The 25,455-nt window shown below is 39.0% G+C and carries 16 protein-coding genes, 1 tRNA gene, 1 pseudogene and 1 riboswitch; of the genes and pseudogenes, 5 read left to right on the top strand and 13 right to left on the bottom strand.

The genetic code is table 11. The features are described from left to right. Positions 1–110 precede the first annotated feature (110 nt). Complete coding sequence (locus BLS64_RS12385) at positions 111–470, bottom strand: hypothetical protein (protein ID WP_093113813.1); 360 nt, start codon at positions 468–470, stop codon at positions 111–113. A 287-nt stretch (positions 471–757) separates the two neighbouring features. Between BLS64_RS12385 and BLS64_RS12380 the strand changes: the two genes are divergently transcribed. After that, positions 758–2,305: a protein adenylyltransferase SelO gene (locus BLS64_RS12380; RefSeq protein WP_093113814.1), complete on the top strand. Its 1,548-nt coding sequence runs from the start codon at positions 758–760 to the stop codon at positions 2,303–2,305. Position 2,306: 1 nt separating this feature from the next. Here BLS64_RS12380 and BLS64_RS12375 read toward each other — a convergent pair whose 3' ends face one another. The 5 genes from BLS64_RS12375 to BLS64_RS12340 form a co-directional block, all read right to left on the bottom strand. Beyond that, on the bottom strand, positions 2,307–3,380 hold the full coding sequence (locus BLS64_RS12375; RefSeq protein WP_093113815.1) for a helix-turn-helix domain-containing protein: 1,074 nt from the start codon (positions 3,378–3,380) through the stop codon (positions 2,307–2,309). A gap of 573 nt (positions 3,381–3,953) precedes the next feature. Further along, positions 3,954–4,124 (bottom strand): hypothetical protein, encoded by a 171-nt coding sequence (locus BLS64_RS15245; protein ID WP_176763478.1) that lies wholly within the window; start codon positions 4,122–4,124, stop codon positions 3,954–3,956. Positions 4,125–4,235: 111 nt separating this feature from the next. Next, the gene (locus BLS64_RS12365; protein WP_093113817.1) at positions 4,236–4,934 is read right to left on the bottom strand and encodes a DUF2490 domain-containing protein; all 699 of its coding nucleotides are present in this window, start codon (positions 4,932–4,934) and stop codon (positions 4,236–4,238) included. A 2,003-nt stretch (positions 4,935–6,937) separates the two neighbouring features. Further along, positions 6,938–8,587 carry a ribonucleoside-diphosphate reductase subunit alpha gene (locus BLS64_RS12345; protein ID WP_093113821.1) on the bottom strand — a complete coding sequence of 550 codons (1,650 nt, stop codon included), beginning with the start codon at positions 8,585–8,587 and terminating at the stop codon, positions 6,938–6,940. 11 nt (positions 8,588–8,598) lie between these two features. Then, on the bottom strand, positions 8,599–9,573 hold the full coding sequence (locus tag BLS64_RS12340) for a ribonucleotide-diphosphate reductase subunit beta (protein ID WP_093113822.1): 975 nt from the start codon (positions 9,571–9,573) through the stop codon (positions 8,599–8,601). 111 nt (positions 9,574–9,684) lie between these two features. Continuing rightward, a riboswitch (cobalamin riboswitch) is annotated at positions 9,685–9,816 on the bottom strand. 734 nt (positions 9,817–10,550) lie between these two features. Between BLS64_RS12340 and BLS64_RS12335 the strand changes: the two genes are divergently transcribed. Continuing rightward, positions 10,551–11,294, top strand: a complete 744-nt coding sequence (locus BLS64_RS12335; RefSeq protein ID WP_143019319.1) for a hypothetical protein — start codon at positions 10,551–10,553, stop codon at positions 11,292–11,294. Positions 11,295–12,202: 908 nt separating this feature from the next. Beyond that, on the top strand, positions 12,203–12,937 hold the full coding sequence (locus BLS64_RS12330) for a hypothetical protein (protein WP_143019318.1): 735 nt from the start codon (positions 12,203–12,205) through the stop codon (positions 12,935–12,937). A 575-nt stretch (positions 12,938–13,512) separates the two neighbouring features. Here BLS64_RS12330 and BLS64_RS12325 read toward each other — a convergent pair. The 3 genes from BLS64_RS12325 to BLS64_RS12315 are packed head-to-tail and all read right to left on the bottom strand — an operon-like array spanning position 13,513 to position 17,496. After that, a complete protein-coding gene (locus tag BLS64_RS12325; RefSeq protein WP_093113825.1) occupies positions 13,513–16,029 on the bottom strand; it encodes a TonB-dependent receptor in 2,517 nt (838 codons plus the stop codon). Next, positions 16,022–16,930 carry a FecR family protein gene (locus BLS64_RS12320; protein WP_143029425.1) on the bottom strand — a complete coding sequence of 303 codons (909 nt, stop codon included), beginning with the start codon at positions 16,928–16,930 and terminating at the stop codon, positions 16,022–16,024. The genes BLS64_RS12325 and BLS64_RS12320 overlap by 8 nt, the downstream gene beginning before the upstream one ends. Before the next feature lie 50 nt (positions 16,931–16,980). After that, positions 16,981–17,496, bottom strand: coding sequence for an RNA polymerase sigma factor (locus BLS64_RS12315; RefSeq protein ID WP_093113827.1), 516 nt, complete (start codon positions 17,494–17,496; stop codon positions 16,981–16,983). Between the two features lie 65 nt (positions 17,497–17,561). Between BLS64_RS12315 and BLS64_RS12310 the strand changes: the two genes are divergently transcribed. Together BLS64_RS12310 and BLS64_RS12305 are read left to right on the top strand one after the other, a co-directional pair. Then, entirely contained in the window at positions 17,562–18,674 is a 1,113-nt protein-coding gene (locus tag BLS64_RS12310) for a hypothetical protein (protein WP_143019317.1), read from the top strand. Positions 18,675–18,994: 320 nt separating this feature from the next. Next, entirely contained in the window at positions 18,995–19,183 is a 189-nt protein-coding gene (locus tag BLS64_RS12305; protein WP_093113829.1) for a hypothetical protein, read from the top strand. A 727-nt stretch (positions 19,184–19,910) separates the two neighbouring features. On the opposite strand, the gene BLS64_RS15350 is transcribed toward BLS64_RS12305, so the two are convergent. From BLS64_RS15350 to BLS64_RS12285, 4 genes and pseudogenes are all read right to left on the bottom strand, one after another. Beyond that, positions 19,911–20,549 carry a site-specific integrase gene (locus BLS64_RS15350; RefSeq protein WP_245693458.1) on the bottom strand — a complete coding sequence of 213 codons (639 nt, stop codon included), beginning with the start codon at positions 20,547–20,549 and terminating at the stop codon, positions 19,911–19,913. Between the two features lie 24 nt (positions 20,550–20,573). Beyond that, a pseudogene (locus BLS64_RS15345) lies at positions 20,574–21,206 on the bottom strand (phage integrase SAM-like domain and Arm DNA-binding domain-containing protein); the annotation flags it as partial. 212 nt (positions 21,207–21,418) lie between these two features. Next, positions 21,419–21,492 (bottom strand) — tRNA-Arg (locus BLS64_RS12290). A 241-nt stretch (positions 21,493–21,733) separates the two neighbouring features. Continuing rightward, entirely contained in the window at positions 21,734–25,393 is a 3,660-nt protein-coding gene (locus BLS64_RS12285; RefSeq protein ID WP_093228670.1) for a metallophosphoesterase family protein, read from the bottom strand. Positions 25,394–25,455: the final 62 nt, after the last annotated feature.

The raw sequence follows: 25,455 nt of genomic DNA, 5'->3' as shown, positions 1-25,455 counted from the left end.
GCAAAGATAAATGAACTGCTTTCAAAGCCGAATCTAGCCTAAATTTTTCCATAAAAAAAGCCTTCCGAAGAATTTCAGAAGGCTGGAATATATTTACCGAAAGATCTTTTTTATACCAGTACTACATCAACCTGTCCTGCCCTGCCATGGCCGGCAAGCAGCTTTCCGTAGAACTGAAGATCTGGATCTGAATTCCTGAAGGTCTTCTTTACCTGTGACACAGCTTCCTCAAGTTTGAACTTGTGCACGGTGATCTCGGGGTAAGAATTTACGGCTTCCCCTTCTTCGATACCAACCTCAATAGTATTGGTTCTTTTATCATAACACACAAAAGTGGCCTGGAAATTATGCTTTATCAATTCTTCCAGCGCCGGCGGGAGTTCATCACATTCTTTACATTCTTCGATCTGGTGCGGCAGCATTCTTTGCAGCTCGCTGTGGATTTGATTTCGGCTTTGATATGAAGTCATAACAATTGTTTTTTTGAATTTTTATTTAAATGTAGGGTACTTCTTCTTTGTCAAAAAACAATTTAGTTCAGCTTTAACTTTTAGAATATCAATTCATTAAGCAGGTGTTAATTTTCTAAAGAAAATCCCTACAAAGTCTCTCCACCGAATAACTCCAACTGCATCAAATCCCATTTATCTGAAGTTCATCCCGCTAAAAAAGGCTCTTCGGAAGCTTTTTCAGGTAGCCCTTCATTGCGTAACTTTGGTATCATACTTGACCAGTATAAGTAGAGAAAACCCGAAACATGGAAAGACTTAGTGAGAAGAAGTTCAGGAACGATTTTGTGACCCGATTTGAAGGTGACGACAGCGGCGACCGCACTCCCCGCCACACCCCCGGCATGCTGTACAGCAAAGCCGAACCCACTCCCGTACCTGAACCCAAACTCCTTGCCTGGTCAAAAGAGTTGGCAGCCGATCTTGAACTGGCTGACCCGAAAAAAGAGGATATCGATATCCTGGCCGGGAACAGGCTTACCAAAAGCATGTATCCTTATGCCGCCTGCTATGCCGGGCATCAATTCGGGAACTGGGCCGGGCAATTGGGAGATGGCCGCGCGATCACTTTAGGTGAAATCCATTCTCAAAAAGGCCGTTTTGAACTTCAGTTAAAAGGAGCCGGGCCCACTGCTTACTCCCGCCGGGCAGACGGTCGTGCGGTGCTGCGGTCTTCGGTAAGGGAATACCTTATTAGTGAGGCCATGTATTTTTTAGGCGTGCCTACTACGCGTGCGTTAAGCCTGGTCTCTACGGGAGAAAAGGTACTGCGGGACATGTTTTACAATGGTAACGCCGAGTATGAACCCGGTGCTATCACCACGAGGGTCGCTCCCAGTTTTCTTCGCTTCGGAAATTTTGAAGCCCTGGCAGCCCAAAAGGATCGGGAAAAATTGCAAAAACTTGTTGATTGGACCATCGCTGAATTCTATCCGCACATTAAAGGGGAAGACCCCGTCCTCACCTGGTTCAAAGAAGTGGTTTTAAAGACCGCGAATTTGATGGTTGAATGGCAGCGGGTTGGTTTTGTTCATGGGGTAATGAACACTGATAACATGTCTATCCTGGGACTGACCATTGACTACGGGCCATTTTCGTTCCTGGACAATTACGACCATAATTTCACACCCAATACCACCGATCTTCCCGGGCGCAGGTACGCTTTCGGAAACCAGCCTTCTATTGCATACTGGAACCTGGGGAAACTGGCGAACGCAATTTCCATTCTCTTTGACGATCTGGAACCGCTTGAAGAGGCGCTGAATTCTTATGAAGAGATCTTCTGGAATGCCTACTATGGAATGATGGAAAAAAAGCTTGGTCTTGACAAGGTTACTTTAGAAGATAAAGAGCTTATTACTCAATTTGAAAAAATCCTCTCTTCCCTTCAGCCAGATATGACTTTGTTCTACCGTTTACTGGCTGAAGTCTCACTGGAAGAAAAGGATTTTGTGCATCATTTTTCTTCTTCTTTTTACCGGGAGCTTAATACTCCCGAAAGAGGTGATCTCAAAGACCTGATGGAAAATTACATTAAAAGGATCACCAAAAATTCAATTCCGCGGAAGCTTTCCGCAAAGATCATGAACCGGAACAACCCCAGGATCATCCTTAGAAACTATTTGCTACACCAGGCTATAGAAGATCTGGAAAAGGGTGACAACAAGCGCTTTCTACGCCTGCAGGAGGCCATGAAAGTTCCTTACGCGGCCGAAGGTTTTGACGAACTGGTGCAAAAAAGGCCGGAATGGGCCACAAATAAAGCCGGATGCTCCATGTTGTCATGCAGCTCGTAACCTACTCGTTTTTCCAGTTGTTGCCGTTCTCGCTCTTCTCTTCCCGAATATGCTCTGGTATAAAACCAGATTCATGTTGAAGGATCTCCCTTGGTAAAACTCCGTATTTTTCCTTAAAGATCTTTGAAAAATAGCTGCGGCTGTTCAGCCCCACCTCCTGCACTATCACTCCAATGGGGATGTCTCTTTTGGTTAAAAGGGTGAGCGCTTTTGACAAACGTGCGTCACGAATATATTCGTTCACCGTTTTCCCAAACACCGATTGAAAGATGGACTGCAGTTTATTCACGTTGATGCCTATCATGCCGGCCAGTTCTGGAATGGTTTCCAGGTTGGCGAGGTTTTGATTGATATGTTCGGTAATGGCTTCTACAGCCTTGAATTCCCTGCCGGTAATATTAATAACGGCCATACCACCTATTTCTTTCCGGTATCTGGAAAGCATGAAAGACAGGATCTCAAGGGCCTTGGCTTCCATGAAATTCATCCGTGGAAATCCAGTTTCCTTGCAATCGTACACCTCCTTGATAATGTCTGAAACCTTTAGGCTGAACATTCCCGAATGGTATTTTCCCTGCAGGGCAAAAACATCTCCGAAAAGAGAATAGAAAATTGGTTCTACTTCCTGCAGTTCGAACGGAAGACTCTGCTTAAACTTCGCCCGATCGATCTCCAGGTAACAGAGTTCGATGTGCTTTCTCTTCGGAAAAAAAATACTGTGAGAAGCGCCCGACTTAGGCGCGATAAAGAAATGCTGATGTTTCGCGATCCTGACAGGTTCTGAAATCTCCTCCCCGGAGTTAGTGATCTCCCCTTTTAGGCAGTGCACCATACGAATAGGGTTGAGCGTCGAATTTTTCAGGACGATCTCCACATCCTCCTCAAAATAACATTTGTAGGTATAAAGCCCGATGCCATTAGAGAAATTGATGCCCATAACCTTCCCTTTCCCCAGCGTGTTAGGTATTAGAACGGTGAATTCGGCAAGGTTTTTTTTAAAACCTATCTTGAACAGGGAAGCGAGTTTAGGGACGTTATCATTCACATCCTGCACTTCCAAAAAGAATTTCGACATGATCAACTTCAATAAGAATCACCAAAAAAATCACTTTTTCCCAAAACATACAGAATCAGAAAATAGGAAGATGCTTCCTTACTTCTAATTTACCCAAAGAATTTCTGAATAATGTTAAGGTTGTGTTGAATAAAGCACTTTCACCGAATCTTTTACGAAGAAAGTCGTGTACTCAATTTGGCAGCGACAGCTAATAAAATTGGATCCTGACCTGACCGCTCCAACCCTCATTTTTTAAAGGAATTAGCTTTGAAAAGTGTGGGAAAATTACTATTTTAGGAAAAAATTGCTCGTTAAAGAAGCTGGAACTGTCGTTGAATTAAATCCGCAAAAAGATGAGCACCTACAAGACACATTGTTGCCGAAAGCTTCTCAGAAGAAAAGGAAACCACTCCTGGGAAGAAAATTTAATGGTACTGGTATTTTTTATATTTCTGGTCTCTTTAAGCTTGCTTGTAAGTTAGCCTCGCAGAAATTTAAAACAACAGAATCTGCAGGGAAAAAGGATCACCCTTTCCCCAACGATCTGTTATTGAACAGGTTTAATTCTGCATTAAACTTGGAAGATGTAAATTATCCTGTTTTATTCACCTCAACCTCTACAAAAAAACGGTCAATGGCGTAAACTTCGGTTTTGGTATTCCCGTCTGAACGGTCTTCAATGAACTTTCCTTCATTTTCTAGGATCTCAAATTGCTCGTGGTCTGGGAGGCTTAAAAACTCCTGTAGGGTGATTCGTTCCATATTCCAACTTATTGTTACACATTGATATTCAACGGTTAAAGTTAGAAAATCATAATGGCGGAGCATCTTAAACAAACCTTAAAGGTTTTTTAAAAATACCTCTGCTTCAGATCATTGGAGATTCACCTGCAGCCCCGATGTGATGAAAAACTCGTGTGACAGGTTTCGTGCATAATTTTCCATCCTGTATTCAAGTCCTATTTCCAGATTGATATGTCTTAAAGAAGAGTTTTCCAGACCTATTGAAAACCTTTGCTCTGCCTCCGGTTTCAACTGAGGAGAAACAGCATAAAGAGCCTCTGTGCCCGCACTAAAGGAGGAGTTTTGGCTTATTGGAGTGGAATACGATAGATCATACCTAAACCTATGTATCATATTTTCCCTGAACCGCTGTTCCAGACGAAACCTGTGACACAGGGGCAGATTGGCAGGATCAATTAACAATTGTTCAATAACTCTGAATTCGTCTGTTTCAGAGTCATCAAAAAGGTCTCTGAAGCGGTATCTTAAGCCAAGACTAAGGACGAGAATTTCTTTTTTCAGGTAATTGATGAATAAGTTCAGCTCCAGATGTTCATGCTGATAACCTGAAATTTTCTCTCCATCAAATCTTTCCTGAAGCAATGCCCTACTTCCCACTCCCACATCATAGAACAATTTGCCTTCTCCCCGAAAAGAAATTCCGACTTCATTCTCAAGAAAATACGATTCCGGAGTTTGTGAATAAACCAGATCGCCACCCAGAATAGAAAAGAGCAGGGCAATGAATGTCTTGTTTTTAAAAATTGAGGTCATTCGGTTTGTGTTCATTCACTTCTTTTTTTCTGTGAGAGATTACCTACGTTTCCTCGATGCTTTTTTTATGTTTATCCCAAAGCTTTGAGCAAGTCCATCTTTTCGGAAAGTTTGGGATTCAAAGGATCAGCTGCGCTGTTCCTCACTGCGTTCCCGCCTGAAAATAGAAAGTCTGCACCGCCTATCGTCGGTGCGCTTTTTTGTTTTTCTCCAAAGCTTTGAGCAAGCCCAGCTTTTCCAAAAAACAAAAAAATCCGCAGCTTACGCTGCGGACTTTCTGCTTTAAGTGACCGCGGGAGTTTTAGAACCCATCCCGCAGACCCTGCAAACACTGGACTTTCATGGTTTCAAATTCGCAATGTTGACCGAATTGTGAACCTTTTTGAGCATTTTTTTCGTCTCAATGTAAAAGTAATGATTTAGTATCAAATAAAATCATTCCAAACTTGGCAGACGCCTGAGGACAAATTGGTAAAACCCAACCCTCTCTCTGCCTTACCGATTTTCCATATTTGTGAATTAAAATAAATCCTTCAAATCTTTAGGATCTTTTTTCATTCAATAATTTTTTGAGCCTCGAGAGAGTTAACTCCCTCTTTAATTATGATAAATTCCTTGCAGTTAAACAATTTAGATGTTACGAAAGTCAAATCGCTACTCCCTCCTGAAGTCTATCTGGTTTTCGGAGGGATTTATTTCAAAGATGGTAAAATCTCACAAAGCTCTTTTTTAAGCCTCCCTAGATTTCTGATCAATTCGATCAGTTCCTCAATTCTTTTGCTCTTCCATCTCTGCACCCTTACAAATGTTGACCCTAGCACTGCAGGAACATTATGTGTCCATGCCGCGGTTTTTCCTGTTGCTAAAAATGCTCTATCCGCAGGGGAAAACAAGACTCACATGGGGTGAGATGAAGGTCATAAGCACGTGCTTAAAATAAATTAGATAAGACCCTAAAGTCCTACCTGCGCTTCTTTGAAGAGAAAGGATGAATAAGACGAAACGCCAGAATAGGATTCCACCTGATCAATGCTTTTGATCGAATTCGCAGTGAAAATGATTGGAAAAACCGCTATGCGATGACTATGTTTCCTCTGGATGTTCTCCGCTTAAAAGCTTTCGTGGGAGCAGGATTCTATGCCTATCTATACGTTATTTTCCTCAGAAGACTGGGAAAACAGAAAAGCGTTCTGGTAAAAGGGAGAGCCCATCATTTTCTGGATATTTGTCGAAACAGGAATTTAGATAAAGAAAAAAAAAGTAACTTTTTGATCTTTGAAAAGTTTTAAATGTTTTTACACCATTTTTTTCCAAATAAACAACATTACGGTGGCACCAGTTGTTCCCTGTTGTGTCATTTTTACCTAACCTAATTATTTATTAATTATTACTCCCAAAGCACATTCCCCTACACTGCATTTCGGGAAAAGAGCTTTGGGTGAAAATCTTGGACCCATTGCTCCAGGTTTCCCTGCGCTGCCCTCTTACTGCTTCACAAAATAGTCAGCTTCAGGAATCCTTGCGCAATGCGTCCGCCTAATTCGTCTTGACCATATAACAACAAAAAAGTACCCGTGCGGCTTTACCGACGCTTACTTCCAGGCCCTCACCTTAAGTACCAATTTTTAAAGGCAAAGGAATGGGATTTAGAAATTAGCCGGCCTGGATCAACAATAGGATTCTCCCAGAAGGTCTGAATACGGCCTATCCTAATTCTAAATCCCGTGTTGGGAAAGCCATCAAAAATGGTAACGGCGAGGGCTCTGGAAGAAGTAAATGAAAAACAGCCCAAGCTTATTCAGCCGACTAAATACTGACAGGTAATCAAAATGGAAAACGCTCCGGATGAAAAAAGTAAATGGGAATATTTCACAGTCTCTTACTAAAAAACTCCCTAAGGATATAGATTTTCTAAGGAAAAATTCCTTTATCTAAAATTAAAAACCCGCAAACATTTATGGTTTACGGGTAAAGTTTCTGAGGAGAGAGGAGATATTTCATCGTTCAAGTTCAAAACCTTATGCTTCACAACTGGCGCAGGTCACCATCTCTGCTATGAATTCTTTTGATACACTTTGACTTCTTTGATAATATAAAGTTTTTATTTCCAGTTTCCAGGCCTCTATAAGGAGTCTGTTCACTTCTTTTACTGGCAAATCTGAAGGGATGTTGAGGTTTAAACTTTGTGCCTGATCAATAAAACGCTGACGTACCGAAGCTTGTTGTATTATTTCCAGCTGATTGATTTCCTTAAAGGTCTTAAAAACTGCCTTTTCCTCTGAAGAGAGTTCTTTTAGGTGCTGAACGCTACCATGATTAAGCATAATACTACGCCACGTATCTTCATTGTCTATTCCTTTATCAATCAACAATTGCTTCAAATATTTATTCTTCCGCATGAAATTACCTTTTGCAAGACCGGCCTTATAATAGTTGCTGCTAAAAGGCTCAATACCAGGGGAAGTTTGCCCCAAAATTGCCGAGGAGGAAGTGGTGGGGGCGATAGCCATTAAAGTAGTGTTTCGTTGTCTATATCCTTTTAAAACTTCCGGCTCTCCATAAATGTGCGCAAGCTCTTTAGAGGCTTTGAGTGCTTTCTCACTTATCTCTTTAAATATATTATTAGTGAGACCTTTGGCCTGAAGTCCTTCAAAAGGGATCATATTCTTTTGAAGGTAAGAGTGCCAGCCCATTACTCCCAAGCCAAGAGCCCGATGGCGCTTTGCAAATCTGTTTGCTGATGAAAGATAGTAATTGTCTTCAGTTTTAGCTATAAATTCCTGTAATACGGCATCCAGGAAATATATAGCTAATTTAACAGCCTCTGTATCTTTCCATTCATCATATAGTTCCAAGTTCATGGAAGATAAGCAACAGATGAAAGATTCCTCTTTGCTGGAAGGAAGGGCGATTTCTGAACAAAGGTTACTGGAATGGATAGTTAATTCCTGGTCTTTATATACCTGTGGTTTATTCCTGTTGATGTTATCTGTAAAAAAGAGGTAAGGAAGCCCTTTCTGTTGGCGGCTCTCCAGTACTTTTGCCCATATTTCCCGTTTCTGGTAATCTCCATCTATCATTTCTTGCATCCAGTAATCTGGAACACAAACCCCATTGAAGAGATTTTGAATGGGATTTCCAATATTTTTTATTTCCAGAAATTCTGCAATGTCTGGATGGTCTATATCAAGATATGCAGCAAAAGCGCCACGTCTTACTCCGCCCTGGGAAATGGTATCCATAGCTGTGTCAAAGAGCTTCATGAAACTGGTGGCCCCACTGCTCTTGCCATTATCGGTTACAGCGCTTCCACGGCCTCGAAGCTCCCCAAAATAACCTGAGGTTCCCCCGCCAATCTTTGTCTGCATGATTACCTCTCCAAGTTTATGTGTGATGCCCTCAATGGTATCAGGAACGTAAACATTAAAGCAGGAAATGGGAAGGCCTCTTTCTGTACCCATATTGGCCCAAATGGGCGAACTCAGGCTCATCCAGCCTCTTTCGATCATCTCAATAAAAGCCCCTGCCATTTCAGGTTTAAACAATCTTTTAGCTGCCGCATTGGCTATTCTTTCTATTGCCGCTTCTGTGGTTTCTCCTTTAAGCAAATAGCCGCGGTTCAATATTTGCTGGCTTTCTTCATTAAGCCACCATAGTCTTTCCTTCATATCGTAATTTTCTAAAATAAATCGTTAGCGGTAATACTTTTGTCATGCTTGGTGTAGTCAACGGGTCTTTTGGCAAAAAAATCGTCCAGGCTATTCGCAAAGATTTCTTCTTCAAACCATAAGAGGGGTTGATTTCCAGAGCTTGATACAGGATAAAGTTTTTCCATTCCAATTTTATCCAGGCTCTCGTCTACACGAAATTTCATAAAATTTAGCAGATCCCGTTTACTGAGGTGCTCAATTTCTCCTTCAGAAAAGATCCAGTCGAGTATTTCGGCTTCTACTTCTATTGAATTATCAACCATTGCCCTGATTTCCTCCAGCGAATGTTGATTAAAAAATTCCGGATACTCTTCTTGGATCTTTTTTACGATATAGATTCCCGCATTGGCGTGGATTTGTTCGTCCACTGAGGTCCAGGCTATAATGTTGCTAACATTTTTCATCACCCCTTTAAACCTGGAAAAGGAAAGGATGATCGCGAATTGGCTAAATAGAGAAACATTTTCAATAAGAATGGAAAAAAGAATCAAGGAGCTTACGTACTCCTTTTTATCCTTGGATCTAGTATGTGCAAGGGCTTTTGAAAGATATTTTATCCGTTTTTTAATTACAGGAGTTTCAACGAGGTTCTGGAATTCGTTATTGTATCCCAAGACTTCCAACAATCTGGAATAAGCTTCAGAATGTCGAAATTCACATTCGGCAAAGGTACTACCAAGGCCATTAAATTCGGGTTTAGGTAGATGCTCATACAGATTCCCCCAAAAAGATTTGACGGCAACCTCTATCTGGGCTATGGCCAGAAGGCTCCGTTTGATCACCTGTTTTTCCTTTGGAGTGAGGTGAGAGTGGAAATCCTGTACATCGGCAGTAAAATCCACTTCAGAATGCACCCAATAGGTTCTGTTTAATGCTTCTGTGAATTGTAAGACTTCGGGATATTCAAAGGGCTTATAATTTAGTCGTGGGTCGAAAATACTCATAATACTTTTGTTTTTAGTTCAATTCAAAAGCATAAAAAAACATCGCCAAGGAATCCTGTGAAGAAGGATGGTTCACGGAGTATCGATGGACATTTACTTTTTATGCGAAAGTAAAGTCTAACTGAAAAGGAAGGTGTTCTGACTTGTAGCTATTAGCTACTTACAGTTGCGCAACAGTTCATGATTTTCACATGATTCCCCTTTCTTATTACGAGTGGGTAATACTTTTCAGTTACAGGTTTACGGGTGTAAAAGTAGGCAATAAGGTAGAGCTATATTTTGCACTCTTGGAAAGTTGTCCACATAATTTTCCACAACACTACTTCAGTATTTCTATCTGAAGTAGGAGGTATGGTGCTATCCTGGTGGAAAGCCGAAGCCCAAAAAGTACGGAATTGAGTTCCATCAACCTGACAACCACTACTAACGCACCCGCGAATGCATAGAGGTAGTAACGAAACTATGGCGGGAATTTTAGAACCCATCCCGCAGACCATGCAAACAATGAAATTTCATGGTTTAAAATTCGCGATGTTGACTGAATTGTGAATCTTTTTGAGCATTTTTTTCGTCTCAAGGTGAACGAAATCATTTGTGCTTAATTAACCTGAAACAAATTCAAAACTAACAGAACCTTCTTTATTTCGCCTCCTCAATTCCTCATATCACAGAAAATGATATTTCTCGTTGCTCTTGAAAGAAAATTAATAAAAATGGTATTTGCAGTAAAGATTCTTCAATTCATACTCCTCAATTTGGTTAAAGTTGATTCAGGGGATGTTCATATTGCTTTCCGCATCCCACATTTGACTTATCGAAAGTCAAATCAATTATCCCTATGAAGGTCAGATGATTTTCGGAGGGATTTTTTTATCTGTTATTGTCATGATTAGAAAAGGACTCTTTACTGCCCGACCCCCTTAGAATAAAAAACGGCTTTGATATTCTATTCCTGTGATTTTTCCTGATACCTTTTTATGCGCCCTATTACTGTCCCCTTACAATTGTTGATTTCCTCCCAGGAGGAACATTATGTTTCCAGGCTAAGGTTCTTCTTGCTCTTGAAAATGTTGTACCCACAGGGAAAAACAAAACTATCCTGTGGAGAGCTAATGGCCATAAAACATGTACTAAGGATCAAATCAGAAAAAACCCTCCGGTCTTATCTGAAGTTTTTTGAGCAGAAAGGCTGGATCAGGCTTAATACCAGGACAGGGTATTACATTATCAAATCCTTTGATAAGATCCGAAGTGAAAATAACTGGCGGAGCCGATCTGCCATGGTTTTACGACCCCTCGACCTGTTGAAGCTGAAAGCATTTGTGGGGGCAGGCATCTATGCCTATCTCTATAAAGCATTTCTGAGAAGATTGAAGAAACAGAAGAGCGTTCTGATAAAAGGGAGAACCTATCATTTTCTGCATTTTCGTCTGAACCGGGATTTGGCTGTACCTGTTTCTGTGCACGGAGTTTCTAAAATATTTAATATTTCACCGGCCCTGGCTTCTCGGTTAAAATGTGCAGCTGCAAGAGAAAACCTCCTTGAAGTACAAAAGAATTATTCCAAAAGAGCAGTTCAAAAAAGACCCATGCAGCTATGCCTGAAATACAACGATCACCCTCAGAATATTGTGTACCATAACGGAGCTTCTCGTTTGCAGCTTATCGATGCAGTCATTCCACTTTTTTCTTTCACCCGCCGGAAAAAAATGAAAACATAAAGTAAAGGTTATATATAAAAAGAAATAAAAAATAAGCTTTTAGCTTTTTTAAAAGTTTTAGATAGTTTTTATATCGTTTTTCCCTAGAAAAACGATTTTCGCGGCACAAGTTGTTCCTCATGGTGTACACCAGTTGTGTCTCGAGTTGTATCCTTTTTACCTAACTTATTTTTGCTCAAACCCTATGTTGAGACTGGCACAACTGGATTTTTTACGACAACTGAAGACAAGGAAATGTCTCCCAAAGCACATTCCCCTACACTGCGTTTCGGGAAAAGAGCTTTGGGTGAAAGTCTTGCACCCATTGCTCCAGGTTTCCCTGCGCTGTCCTCTTACTGCTCCACAGGTTTGTCCAGCTTCAGGAATCCTTGCGCAATGCGTCCGCCTGCTTCGTCCTACCCATATCACAAGATAAAAGTACCCGTGCAGCTTCAACGGCATTTACTTTCAGGCCCTCCCCGTCTGTAACCATTTTGGCAGGCAAAGGAACGGGATTTAGAAGTTAGCCGCCTGGATCAGCATTCTCCCTCTAAACCGGTGCTTCCGTACGACCTATCCTAATTCTAAATCCCGTAAATGGCAGGCCATCAAAAATGGTAACAGCGAGGGCTCTGAAGGAAGTAAATGGAAAACAGCCGCATCTGTTCAGCCGACTGCATTTGATCAGGTAATCAAAATGGAAAACACTCAGGATGAAAAAATAAAAGTGGTTTTTTTTCTGTACGGCCTCCAGCAATCTCCCAAAAATATCTACTCTTATTTACAGTTATATAAGCCTATGGGCCAGTGAATTACTACATATAGATCAGGACAAAATTCTTTCTTTTTAAAAATTAACAGAATAGGAAGGGTAAAATTAAATACGACTGTTGTTATAGAGATATAACATAAACCTAAATCTATTAAAAATGAAAAACTTATCCTTAACATTTATGATGACCGTAGCTGTGGCTTTATTTTCTTGTAGCACAGAATCCGAATCTACCCCAGAAGCACAAGTGGGAGTAGAATTCAACACAGTTAAATCGGCTTTAACAACTCAAGCCATTAGCAAGGAAACTCCACTAAAGCAAGCTGCCGCCGGTACCCTTTCCTTTTCTACAGGACATATTGCCATTAGCAGGTTAGAATTCGAAGCAGAAACAGACAATGATTCTATAGAAATAGAATTCGAACTAAAGCAAAACACGTTAATTGATTTCGCTACCGGAACCACTACACCTGACATCAATTTCATATCAATTCCTGCAGGAAATTATGAAGAAGTAGAGGTGGAAATAGAATTAAGTGAAGGATCAGAACAACCGGCTATTCTTCTTTTTGGAACTTATGTAGCTCCAGATGGAGTAGAGCATAACATTCGTTTCGAATTTAACTCTGAGGAAACTTTTGAAGTAGAGAGAGAAGGATTAATTTCCTTTGGAGAAGCTCAAGTAGCTATTGCTCAAATCACTTTCGATCCTGTGGCATGGTTTATTTCCGTTACTGATGAGCAGTATGCCAATGCAACTAAGAACGAAGAAGGTGTTATAGTTGTTAGCTCAACTGAGAACACTGAAATTTTTGATGTCGTTGCTGATGGACTGGATTTAGCAAGTGATGTGGAAATGGAAGATGATGAGGATGATCAAGACGAGGAGTAAAAACTAAAGATAGAATTTAAAGGAGGTGGCATCCATTAAGAATGGATGCCATTTTACTTTTGTATTCCCGACACAAATGTCATTTGTATTTCACTACTTTCGCTCCATTTTACATTATGTCGTGCTCCACCCTTTGCCGTGTTAATTTACTTTCCTGTACACTCCGGAACAATCTATTTATAAACCTCTAAAGTTCTAGTTCTGTAAACTGCATGAATTCATTCCTCTAAGGCTTTTGAAGGTAATAATAGAAGCTGAAGGCGATTCTATGGTCTGACAAAAAATATGTATTTGACTAAATTGAGAAATTTGAAAAAAGCTTATAGAAAAAATTGACTGGGGAGGAACGAAATATTCACATAAAAAAAAATCTTTGTTAGACTTTAAAAGGTAATTAGAACTACTAGAAATCAACTATGGCAAACCATAATTATGCCACTGAACGAAAGAAAGAAACTTTGGATCGGCTGTTTTAAATTTTCTAGAAGTCCTGGCAGGATAAATTCACAAACAAAGCCAAAATAGCAACCATGTCATTCAGCCATTTCAATATTAAGTCAACTTTCGGAAATCATTTAAAAAATCATTTTTAAAAGGATGTTTGGTGTAAATTCTAACGAATTTTCTTTAATATCTAAATACGAATGTACTTCGCTGTATTTATAAAATTTGTTGGTGATGTTATTCTTATTGGTAATATTCCATAAAGAAATACCCATTTCTATGTCTAAAAATTTTTTGACCTCAAAATCATATATCATGGATGCATCCCATCTAAAATAATCGGGCAATTTACTGGCGTTTGCGGGTTCAAAATTTATTTCACCATTCATTACTTCCTTTCCCCGCACTGGATTTGTAATCGCTTTACCTGTGTACCACTTTAAACCTGTTGCTATTTTCAATTTGCTAAAACTGTAGGAAGTGCCTAACTTCACAGAATGATCTACATTAAAATTGTTGGGGAATTCTGATACTTGCAAAGTTTTAAATTCATACTTCAAATCCTGAATCGAGTAACTTGCCCAAAAGCTTAAAAGGCCTAATTTTTTACTAATAAAAGCATCAATGCCTTGTCCGGAGTAACTTCCTCGATCTGTTTTATATTCATACTGATTTTGAAATCCCTGACTTTGGGCAACTATCCCTTCAACTTCTTTGTAAAACAGCTCAAAATTTATCAACCAATGATTTTCTTTATACGTTAAGCCTGTAGACAACTGCCTACTCTTGATAATAGGAATATCTTCGTTGTTCGATGCTATCCATCTCCGGTTCTCTACTCCGAGAAAATCGTTTTGAAAATCCACAGACTGTGTAGTAGTTTGATGTTTATATTCACCAAGAATATTCCAGGTTAGAGCCTCTGAAATCTTCTGGTTAAAACTAAGTCTTGGTTCTAAAATAAACTGGTTAAAAGAACCAATATAATTGATTCGAAATCCGGTTCTAAAAATTGTTTTTTGATCAATGGTCCCAAGCTGTCCACCTGTAAAAAGGGCATGCTTTCTCAATACGTCCTTTGAATAGGTCCTAAACAGTGGGTTATTGGATTCGTTTAGATTGTAAATACCCGTTTCATGAAAACTATACCCCCCGCTGAGTGTTATATTATTATTGAGGCGAAAATTTGATGCGATTTTGAATTCTGTCTCACCAATACTATTTTCTTGAACCAATTGTTTTTCATTCAGAATATCAACATTCTTGGCTTTCAAATCATATTGAAGTCCATAAATCTGTAAGGTCGTTCTGAATCTATCGTCCCAAATATGGTCATAGGAAATTCCCAAAGCCATGTTTTGTTGTTCAGATGTACTTTTCCTTTTCTCTTCTACTTCCAGAATAAGGGCACTTTCAAAAAACGACAAGTGATTCTTCATAGTAATGAAACTAACCTTAAGCTTATCCTTTTCCGTCATTTTATAGTTCAAAACTGCTTCAATATCAAAAAACTTAAACCTATCGTCTTCTGAAATGACATTGCTTTCATTTTGGATTACTTCGGTATTTTGGAATGCCTTTTCAAAATAATTTTTCGATGTATAGGTATTAATGAAATCACTATAGGAACGTCTTCCAGAGATTTGTATAGATGCTTTTTTACCTATGGGAATATCAAACATTCCATTCACTTCAATCAAATTACCGCTTAATGTAGTCTTAAAATTTTCTGCTATTTTATCTGTGCTTTCTATGCTAATTGTTCCAGAGACGCCTTCGGAAAATTCTGAAGGCGTTCCATTTTTATACAATGTAACCTTGTTGGTCATATTTGGATTAAATGCGGATATAAGGCTAAAAAAATGCCCTGTCTGATACATTTTGATATTATTCCATGTTATCTGATTCTGATCGTGGGATCCACCTCTAATATTAATATTGGTTACTGTTTCATCTATACTATTTACTCCTGGTAAGGATTGAACCGTTTGAAGTGCATCAGTATCAATGAGACCAGGCAATATTCCGAACTGGTTGTAGTTTATCTTGGTAGCCCCATCTGAAGTTTTTCTAATTCCTTTTGTCATAAAATTAGATACTATAACTTCGTTTAATTCATAAACTTTTTGTCTTAAGATTATAGTCCAGCAATCAAATGGCACATCTGTGATTGTTATGAAAAAATTTTCGTAACTACCATGTCTAATTTCTAAAGTGTCACCTATTTTTATAGCTTGAATTTCAAATGAACCATTTTCTTTACTAATGGCAGATTTCAATCCTGTTTTGATTTTAGCACCTTCAATGGGATATTTGGTTTCCTGATCCAATAAAATACCGCATATTTCAAATAAGGTACCTTCAGGTGCTACAATAGTCACCATCCGATTTTCTAGAACGTTGAAATTAAGTTCTGTTTTATTCCTCAAATAATTAATAGCTTCATTAAAGGAAAAATCTTTTGAAGGTGGTAAGATTTTAATACCTTGAATGTCCTCATTAGAATAAGAAAAACTTGCAATGTAATTAGCCTCTAATTCTTTTAGAACTTCTGTTAGTAATTGTTTCTCCTGAATTGTTTGAGAGGAAAGAAAATTGAACCATAGAAAAAAGGAAGTACAAAAAATAAGTAGTCCTTTTTTAGTCATTCTTGAATATTCTTATATGGTCCTTATTAATCTTATAGCTTAGCTTAAAAGGCTGGGTAATAGATTTTAAAGCTAAATCCATGTTATCATGAATAAAGCTTCCTGTAAAGATTTTTTGCCTATCAAAGTTATTTAACACAACAGTGACACCATACTGTCTTTCAAACTCTTCCACGACCACGTAATATGGCACACTCTCAAAAGTAGTTTTCCCTGAAATCCAAGATGGATTTGTAAAGTTTGTTTTTCCTTTTTTTAACTTGTTTTCAAACAAGCGTAAAGAAGTTCCTTCTGGTAATTTGAAATTATATTCACCTACCTCGACTTTTACTAATCCTTCATAACAATGGACTTCTAAAAGTTTTCCCCGTTGCTTTACATTAAATTTTGTACCCAACACGGTAACAGTGCCGAGATCTGTTTCTACCTCGAATTTTTCCCCTTTAGCTACTTTAAAAAAAGCTTCCCCCTTAAGAATTACTTCTCTCTTTTTCTCCCAATCTTTTTCGTTATATTTTATTTTTGAGTCCGCATTAAGAATAATTTCAGAATTATCAGGTAAGCTAAAGTTGGTTTGTTCTGCAATCGACGTATTGACCTTTACCAAATCTTCTTTTATTGTTGCGACGTATAAACCCAAACCAACTACAAAAATAGCTGCAATACGCATAAGTATTTTGAAAGAGGCATTTTCATTAGAAGCTAGTCTCTTTTCTTTTTCCAATCGGGATTTGAGAATGGCATATTGCTTTTCTTTATTAATAATTGGAGACTTGAAATAAGCTGCATTCTCATTTAATTTCTTGTACGATTGATATTCAGGAAGTTGCTTAAATAGTGCCAATTCACTATCGCTCAACTCACCGTCCAACCATTTTATTAATAAAGATTCCTTATCCACTTTCACACTATTTATATATATAACAACTGTCCATTAAAAATTTACCCGTTTTAGATTCCATCTATTTCTTTTCTCAAATTTTCGACTGCGCTGTAGATCCTTTTTCTTGCTGCCCTTAATGTTATACCAAGCATTTCAGCAATTTCACTATGTTTTTTACCCTCAACACGATTCAACAAAAAAGCAACACGCTGAACTTCTGAAAGATTCTCTAGAGCTTTTTTGTATTTTTGAAGATATTGTTCGTGCTCAAGCAAGAATTCTGGACTCTCATTATCAGAATCACCATTCCTGATCTCTTGATATTTTAAAACTACTTTCTGATGTTTCACTTCGTTTAGCATCAGATTATTTGCTACGGTAAACAAAAAACTTTTTGCTTTGTCTGAAGATACTTTTGCGCAATTGGTCCAGAGCTGAATATAAGCTTCTTGTGCTTTGTCTTCTGGCCCTAAAAGTGAACCATATTTGTAATATAAAAAATCATTTAAATCTTGTATATATTTGTTATAGATACTTGAAAATAAATTTTCGTCACAGATATCGTCGTTCAATTTCTTTTCCAATGATAATTAGCTTTTTTGCAAAATAAAAAAGTTTATGTTTTCAAGGGTAAATATATAAGTATTAGATGTTATATAATAAACGATTTATTATGCGGGTTTTGAAAAAATGCTTCTGCCCTTGGTTTACCATATCTTTTTTAGCTTTAATTCTATCTTGCCAGGAAAGCATACCTGAAACCTTTGAGGAATATGAAGTGTCTCAAATCCAGTCGGACACCCGATTGTTTGAATTAGTAAGTCGTACTACTCTTAAAGATGGGTCAAAAGACAACATCCTAGATGGAGCAAATAATATAACTATAGTGTTGCCTGTTACTGTGATTGTGAATGGAATTACAATTGAAGTCAGAACAGAAAGTGATTATCAGTTAATAGAGAATGCTATTGAAGCTTATTCGGATGATGACGATGAAATCCAAATCAAATTTCCAATAGATATTATTTTTTCTGATTATACACAAGTTACTGTTTTTAACCAGTCCGAACTAAATACGTATATTTCTGAAAGTTCTGATGAAGATGAGTTGGATGAAGATATTGAATGTATAAACTTTAAATATCCTTTAACCTTCGAAGTTCTTGCGTCTAATGCATCTATTCCAACTACCATAATAGTATCCAATGATGCTGAATTTTTTGCTCTCCTTGATAATCTTGAAGATTATATTGCAGTTCATCTCAACCTTCCTATTGTTCTAATTCTCTCTGATGGTTACGAACTTATGATAAGCAGCCTGGAGTCTTTAGAATCTGCTATAGAAAACAATGTTGACACTTGTGATGAAGATGATGATTTTGATTACGATGATGATGATGAAGATGTCTTACTTGATTTTCTAACCCAGGGAAATTGGACCATCGAAGAATACACCACGGAGAATGGTGAATTTACAGAAGAGTATAACGGCTATACTTTTTCCTTTAATAGCAATATGGATGTCAAGGCCAGTAACGATGAAACAACCGTCTCTGGAAAATGGAATATTGAAAGTAGAGATACAAATAAACTGTTTTTAGTGCTAGACTTTGCTACTTCTGCCCCTTTTGAAGCTTTAAACCAAAAATGGGAAGTCACTGAAATTGAAGTTGATAATTTAGAACTTGAAATAGAAAGTGAACTAGCAGGGGACTTAGAAACTCTGGTTTTCGAAAAATTAGAAGACGACACAGCCCCGTAAATTCGATTTGGTCTTTGACTTCAGTTTTTATTTATTTTTTATCCCCTTATGCTAAAACAACAACAAAGGATTTTCGCGTAAATTTTCTTATCCTCTATACCTTGGACTACTTTCTTTGATCTCTAAAATTGAGAAAAAGTAATTTTCTAATAAGATTTGAATTATAATTTGTATACAATATGGTTGAATCTACTGCTATGTATGACTATACCTGGATCTATGCTCCAACTGTTTTTCACCGGCTGGTGAGTTGAACTGCTCCACTTCCGGAATTATCACATGGTCCGTCGACCTTTAATTTACACAAATAGTATATTTTTATGTCCCCCCATCTTATAAAGCTTTTAGAACTTCTGAACAAGGGTCAAGTTGAGGAGATCTTGGAAGAACAGGATTTAAATCTTCACTTAAATGATTTGGTGGAGTTGAAAATGATAGAGATTAATGCAGAAGAAATTACTCTTACCCGTGAAGGGCTTGAAGTTCTAGAAAGCCACAGGGACAATTGATCCTGAAATGCTCCTCCTTCTCCTGATTCTTCTACCGTAATACCATCTTTGACTATTCTCTCTTAATACCTAGTTCGAAATATCTCCCCTCCCTAATTTGGATATACCATTTTATTAAGAGGAATTCATGTCAAATAAGAGGTATAGGAGAGTGCAATAAAATTCTGACCTAATACGAAGAAAAAATTTCCTGAACTAAATTTTGTATCACCTCCTTCGCTATTTTTCATAATAGTCTGTCCTCTTCCCCGTCGCTGAGATCATTTTTGAGTTCAAATCCTTCTAATAAACAGTAAAAAAATGGATGGCGATACAGAGTAAGCTAGTGAAGGAGAAATGGTCGGAAGCAGCGTTTTCTTTTTTTCCCTTACACCTCCTTTTCGATAAAGGCTGGGAAGCTTATGGCGAGGGTAGGAAGATCATTAGAATAGGTATTTTTAGTAACGAATCTAAGTCAGAAAAGTTTCTAAACAGATTACCTGATCTCCTGGTCAGGTTTGTCTACTTTTAAAAATTTTTATGCTTGGATGAAGGAATAAGGAAAAGCAAGAGGGCAACCTGCTCCGCACGGTTGCATTGCCCATTCATCTGTGTGCCAGGTGATTAGCCTGTAATTGAATAAGATATTTAAAAGAATATTAGTAATATCCTTTCCGAACCCTCTGAAACAAAGGTTCTTTTGGGTAATTTAATGCATCAAGAGTGTAAGTTCCATGAGTTATTTGATTTATTTTTCCCTGTAGTGATAACAAAAATCCACTCCATTGCTATTGAATTCTTCCTCTATTTCCGGCTCAGGTTCCCTGTCAATTTTCTGCCGCAGCTTCATCATATCTTCACTAACTTTTTTTTCAACCACCTTAGCATAAATCTGGGTGGTTCTCAGCTCCGAATGGCCGAGTAACTTTGAGATAGTCTCAAGAGGAACACCATTGGAGAGAGTAATAGTAGTTGCAAACGTATGACGGGCTAAATGAAAGGTAAGCTTCTTATTTATTTTTGCCTGGGCCTGGATTTCCTTGAGGTACGCATTTGCCTTTTGGTTGGAAATTCTTGGAAGCAGACTGTCATAAACCACAGTCCTGGGAGAATCTCTGTATTTCAAAATTATCCTTTGGGCCTTAGAAAGTAAGGGAATCTTAACCGGATTTAATGTTTTTTTTCTTTTGGTGATAATCCAATCATTGCCATCTTCACCGCTCATCAGATTTTCAGCAGAAAGAAGCATTATATCCCCAAACGAAATTCCGGTATAACAACTAAAAATAAACAGATCTCTTACTACCTCTAGCCTTTCTGTGGGAAACCGGAGTCGCTCGATTGCAGTTATTTCCTTTTCAGTTAAAAAGCCGCGTTCCTTTTTCAAAATGCGGGGTTTGAATTTGACGAATGGATCTCTTTCTATCCATTCGATATGGTAGGCAAGGGTAATCATTTTACGCAACCTCTGGATGTGCTTCATAATGGCGTTATGGCCAATACATTTTTGATAATGCCTGGGAGTATAATTTCTTAGAAAACTTTCCAGCCCCACTACAAAACTGTAGTTCATTTCTTTTAGAGCTATATCTTTCGTTTTGTATTCTTTTCGAATATACTCCATCAGGTACCTTTGAGTGGTCTCATAATGCCGAAGGGTGAATTTATTCAATACCTTCTGGTTTTTTTCGTTATGATAGTTAATGAGGTCTCTTAACGTGTAATTTTTCTGGTCTTCACCCAAAAAGCGCTTTTTGATAGATTCAGCTGAAATAGTTTTCCCTTCCTGTTTTAGATCAACGTAACACTGATAAAGCTGTGAGCGGGTGATCTGGAGCAATTGATTTATTTGTTTGGCTTCTTTAGAGTTTCCTTTTGCTCTTGATTTTTTGCTTTCCCAAATATTTTTCTTGACTTTAGTTTTTAAACTTATGTTTACCCGTTTACTATTGCACGTTATGCGGACGTATAGGCCAGCATGATTATTTCTAAGACGTGAGGAATTGATCCAGAAGAGGATGGAGAAGGTACTTGAGGTTTTCATAGTTGTCGTCTTTTAAAATGAAACATCTTTATAAGACGAAAGTCAAATCAACTACTCAAAAAGATCCATAACTAAATCGCAACAACAATATACAAAAAAGTGTTGACCGAATTGTGAACTTTTATTTCCATTTTTAACAATACATTATAATATCATTAAAAATGAAAACCCTTGAAAATCAAGGGTTTTGCAGGAAAAATGTTAAAAAAAAGTGACCGCGGGAGGATTCGAACCCCCAACCCTCAGAGCCGAAATCTGATATTCTATCCAGTTGAACTACGCGGCCAATAAATTTTTCAAAGACTTTCGGTTGTGAACCCTGCCTGGCGACAGACAAGACTGCCTTAAAAGTGGCGCAATTTACACAAAAAGTTCTTGCAAAACCAATGAAAACATATCCAAAACTGCTGCTGTGTTAATTTGTCGGGGGCCTATGAAAGGACCAGGAGTTAAAAACCGAAAATTCTACAAATTAGAACGTCTTTTTATAATGCCCCCTGGCATCTGCAATAGTGCCCTTTTTGGATTTACAAGCCCATTTGAAAACCAAATGAAAAACGGAATCCTTCTTTTCCATGAAATAGATTCACTTCTCCTGCAGCTTCAGCTATTGCTAACCAAAATCCGCCCCCGTAGCTATGATGCCACTTTTCACTGGTTTTTTCATTCATCCACACCCTTCCAAGATCATAACCGGCAAGCACCCCAACCTGTACCGGTAAAAAATTATTTTTAATGGTCTCAAAGTTATACCGAAGGTCTGTACCGGCTGCAAAGGCACGGGTGCCGGTAAACCGCTCATGGCGAAAACTCCTTAAGCCGGTTTTGCCTCCTAAAGTTGCGGCATGATAAAATTCAAAATCTTCTCTAAAATTTAGTTGTGACTGCAATCTTGGGTTGAGCACCAAACGTTCGTTTGCTGTCAAAGGGGTGTATACTTCCAGGAAAGGATTGACATAATAAAAATGTCGCCCCGTCTCTTTAAGGTTTAGTTTACCCCCGGCCGTTAAGTGAAAAATAAGTCCGCGGGAAGGATTTATCCTGCTGTTCACACTTTCATAGCTGTAGGCTCCCTCCAGTCCGGCATAAAACATCTGGTCAAAGAACTTTTCATTTTCTGGAAAGGCTTCCGAAATGAACCTATCCGGGGTGGCCTCGACTTCTACCCCTTCAAAGAGGGCTTTATAGGTGAAGGTGCTTCCGTAGAGATTACGACGAACCAAACCTGCCTCAGCACCGAAGGATTCTACCCTTATTCGGTTATAATCTCTGGAATACACATTGTCCAAATTTTGGGTTTCGTTTCCAAAACCAAAGAAGTTGATGGTATTTTTCGCACTTGAATAATCTGCGCCAGCCAGAAAATTATATTTAAATTCAGGATAGGCAAATTCTCCCGAATAAGCTGCTTCAAATCCCCCTGTAGCAAAAAAGTATCCGGCGCTAATCCTGTATTTGGCAGTAAAAGGCTTACGTACCAGGCTGTTTTTGGTGAATGACGTTTGAACGCCAAGAATGACTCCGTTATCAGGGTTATAGCCCACATACGGGAGCAGGTTTTTCTTGTGAACGATCTTATGATTCTTATCAAAAACATTAATTTGATAATTATCTGTGCGAAAGATCTTTCCGCCCCTGTTCTCTTCTATCCTGTTTTTTTTCGTTTTGTAATCATAAACTCTGATTCCCGCACCCTGAAATAGAGTATACACATCGTTATTTTGTCCGCCAATAAGCCTCACTTTGATGCCGGGTTTCTTTTCTCCTTTTACGTAAAACTGATCTTCATCGTCCAGCCCGTAGACCCAGATTTCATCAGTTTCCATTTTCCTGAAGGTTCGCTCACTCACTATCTCTTCTCTCTTACCGTCCTTATTGCGGGAAATACGCACGTGAGTGTCGCCATTTTCCAGTCGTTCCACATCAATGAAATCATCCTTATCTGTTCCGGTCATGATTCCTATTTCGCTAATTAGATCATAATACTCTGTGGCGATTTTTACCAGATTGTCTTTTCTCCCCTTCAGGTTCTCAATTATTTCATTAGTGGTAGTTCCCTGTGCCTCCTCGGGAAGTCGAGAAAAAGCATCCTTAATGATCTCATCTGTAATTGCTTTTTGCAGGAATTCGGCTTGCTTGATCCACTCCTGTCTTCCACAGCTTTGCACCAAAACTCGATCCAAATTGGCAGCAGAGCGGTTAAACCAGTCAAGATCGGTTATCTCTGTATCATACTTACCAAACTGATTTATAAAGCCGATCAACTTTCTTAATTTATCAAACACCAGCCCGTCAAAATTTGAGAAGACCTGGTCCCTGTCCCTGGGAATAGGTTTAAAAATTCGGTTTCCATTCTCCTGCTCTATTTCTGCCCATCGCCATTGGTCATTGTGCCGGTCCCAATCTCCAATAAGCATGTCAAACATGCGGGCTCTTATATAAGCAGCCTCGTCAAGGCTGTATTTTTCATCGCGCCGCAACCTATCAAACATACCATCTGTGCTTTGGATATCGTGGTTGGGTTCTCCAAAACTTTCATATCCCAGCCAATTTTCCTCGGGCCGCTCCTCGATCATATAAAGGGCATCTCCATGAATGGTATTATAGTCTTGCAGGCTCTTTTGCCTGGGCAAGTAGTAGATCTCAGGATTGGTATGGTAGACTCCGGCCGCATCAGCAAGAACGGGCACAGCCAGAAAAGCATAGGGATGGGAGGCAGTGAAAAAGTCGCGAATCATCTTAGCTGCGAAGGTTTCCTCAAACATTTCTTCAATTGGTTTGTTCTTAAAGGCGGTAGCCTGCAGGAACTGTGTAGGGTCCTTCCGCAACATTCTGAAGTTATATTCTCTTCCTGTGGTGTCCCGAACCCTTAGAGAGGTGGTTTGATGCCCCCCTCCAGACCTCATAGGCTTCAACCCTCCATACAACGTGTCCAGTATGGCTACCGGTACGTTTACAGGTTGTTCATAAAGTTTCCTGTACCTGTCTCCCCACAATTTCCTGTAAAAATCTGATTTATCAGTTTCTTCTTCGGAATAAATAGAAGCCTTCACAGTTGCAGGAAAACTCTCCGAAAGCTCCTGCACGTCAAAACTTGCTTCTTTTTCGAACACCTGATGCTGGTACAGCAAATTTGGATTTCCATTGTCACTGCGAAAAAACCTGATTTGGGAGGAACCGTCCTTAAAAACATCAAGTACCGCAAAACCTTCTTTTTCTGAGGCAAAAAGAGTATTTGCATCTTGGCGCACATATGCTTTTGAAGATCCCGATCCCGCCACGACCTGCTTAATATTTTCGTCTTCCAGGTATTGTAAAGAATGATCATGACCTGAGACAAATACCACCTTTCCCCAGAGTCCGGCGAGGGTTTGCAGCCGGTTGACCAAACTGCGATACTGAGGATTCCCCATATCCTGGCGGGAAATACCCCCGCTAGTTCTCAAGAAATTCACTAGCTGGCCTACCACAGGTATCGGAAGGGAACCTTCCTCTTTTAAGATATTGGAAGACCAGCTAAATTTACCTCCATGAACTCCGTTGGACCTTAATGGGTGATGAAGCGCAAAAATGGTAGTCTTATTCTGGTTCTTTTTTAGCTCTGTTTCGATCTCAAGGAACATGGCTTCCCTGGTTTTTATCTCTGGGCAATCATCATTAATTAAAGGGTGTTCATTCCAGTCGGCCAAAAACCATTGGGTATTCAAAACTATCAAATGAACCTCGTCTGAAATATCAATGAAAGAAAAAGCGCATCCCGGTTTTGGCACAAAAACATCCTCTCTCTGGTATTTTTCCTCTAAAAAGGATTGGGTCTCCTTCAGCCCCTCAATACCCTTTCTTTGCCATTCCTGTTCTCCGGGTATGTAGAGGTGCCGGTCCTTAAATTTTTCAAGCCCCGGCATGGAGGTAGACCAGGGAAGTTCTTTGATACCGGGAAAATTGTCTCCCAGGAAGAGAACATATTCACTCCCTGTATTTTCTTCGGTTTGAAGAAAAGTGTCAAGGGCGTTTAATGCCGGTAACCCATCTTTGGATGAATTATGTCCGGTATCTCCTATTAAATAAAATCTTTGAAGCCTCTCCTTGTTTTCAGGATAGACAGAAGGGTTCTTCTTCTGGGAATAGGTAACCCCAAAGAAGAACAAGAGCAGGCATAACGCCGGGGTATAGGTAGAAAAGTTCATAATATTGGGATCCTGTAAGCCTTTCTAAGCTACTAAAGGGACCTCAGAATTATTGAAAAATT

The sequence above is a fragment of the Salinimicrobium catena genome (assembly GCF_900102915.1).
Classification (GTDB): domain Bacteria; phylum Bacteroidota; class Bacteroidia; order Flavobacteriales; family Flavobacteriaceae; genus Salinimicrobium; species Salinimicrobium catena.
The sequence above is the reverse complement of the archived record's forward strand: the minus strand, read 5'-3'. Positions and strand labels throughout refer to the sequence as shown.

Excerpts from the sequence above, each read along its gene's own strand:
- BLS64_RS12385 (WP_093113813.1), bottom strand. The coding sequence starts at position 470 with ATGACTTCATATCAAAGCCGAAATCAAATCCACAGCGAGCTGCAAAGA.
- BLS64_RS12285 (WP_093228670.1), bottom strand. The coding sequence starts at position 25,393 with ATGAACTTTTCTACCTATACCCCGGCGTTATGCCTGCTCTTGTTCTTC.
- BLS64_RS12380 (WP_093113814.1), top strand. The coding sequence starts at position 758 with ATGGAAAGACTTAGTGAGAAGAAGTTCAGGAACGATTTTGTGACCCGA.
- BLS64_RS12325 (WP_093113825.1), bottom strand. The coding sequence starts at position 16,029 with ATGACTAAAAAAGGACTACTTATTTTTTGTACTTCCTTTTTTCTATGG.
- BLS64_RS12305 (WP_093113829.1), top strand. The coding sequence starts at position 18,995 with ATGTCCCCCCATCTTATAAAGCTTTTAGAACTTCTGAACAAGGGTCAA.
- BLS64_RS12335 (WP_143019319.1), top strand. The coding sequence starts at position 10,551 with ATGCGCCCTATTACTGTCCCCTTACAATTGTTGATTTCCTCCCAGGAG.
- BLS64_RS12310 (WP_143019317.1), top strand. The coding sequence starts at position 17,562 with ATGTTATATAATAAACGATTTATTATGCGGGTTTTGAAAAAATGCTTC.
- BLS64_RS12375 (WP_093113815.1), bottom strand. The coding sequence starts at position 3,380 with ATGTCGAAATTCTTTTTGGAAGTGCAGGATGTGAATGATAACGTCCCT.
- BLS64_RS12340 (WP_093113822.1), bottom strand. The coding sequence starts at position 9,573 with ATGAGTATTTTCGACCCACGACTAAATTATAAGCCCTTTGAATATCCC.
- BLS64_RS15245 (WP_176763478.1), bottom strand. The coding sequence starts at position 4,124 with ATGGAACGAATCACCCTACAGGAGTTTTTAAGCCTCCCAGACCACGAG.
- BLS64_RS12345 (WP_093113821.1), bottom strand. The coding sequence starts at position 8,587 with ATGAAGGAAAGACTATGGTGGCTTAATGAAGAAAGCCAGCAAATATTG.
- BLS64_RS12330 (WP_143019318.1), top strand. The coding sequence starts at position 12,203 with ATGAAAAACTTATCCTTAACATTTATGATGACCGTAGCTGTGGCTTTA.
- BLS64_RS12365 (WP_093113817.1), bottom strand. The coding sequence starts at position 4,934 with ATGAACACAAACCGAATGACCTCAATTTTTAAAAACAAGACATTCATT.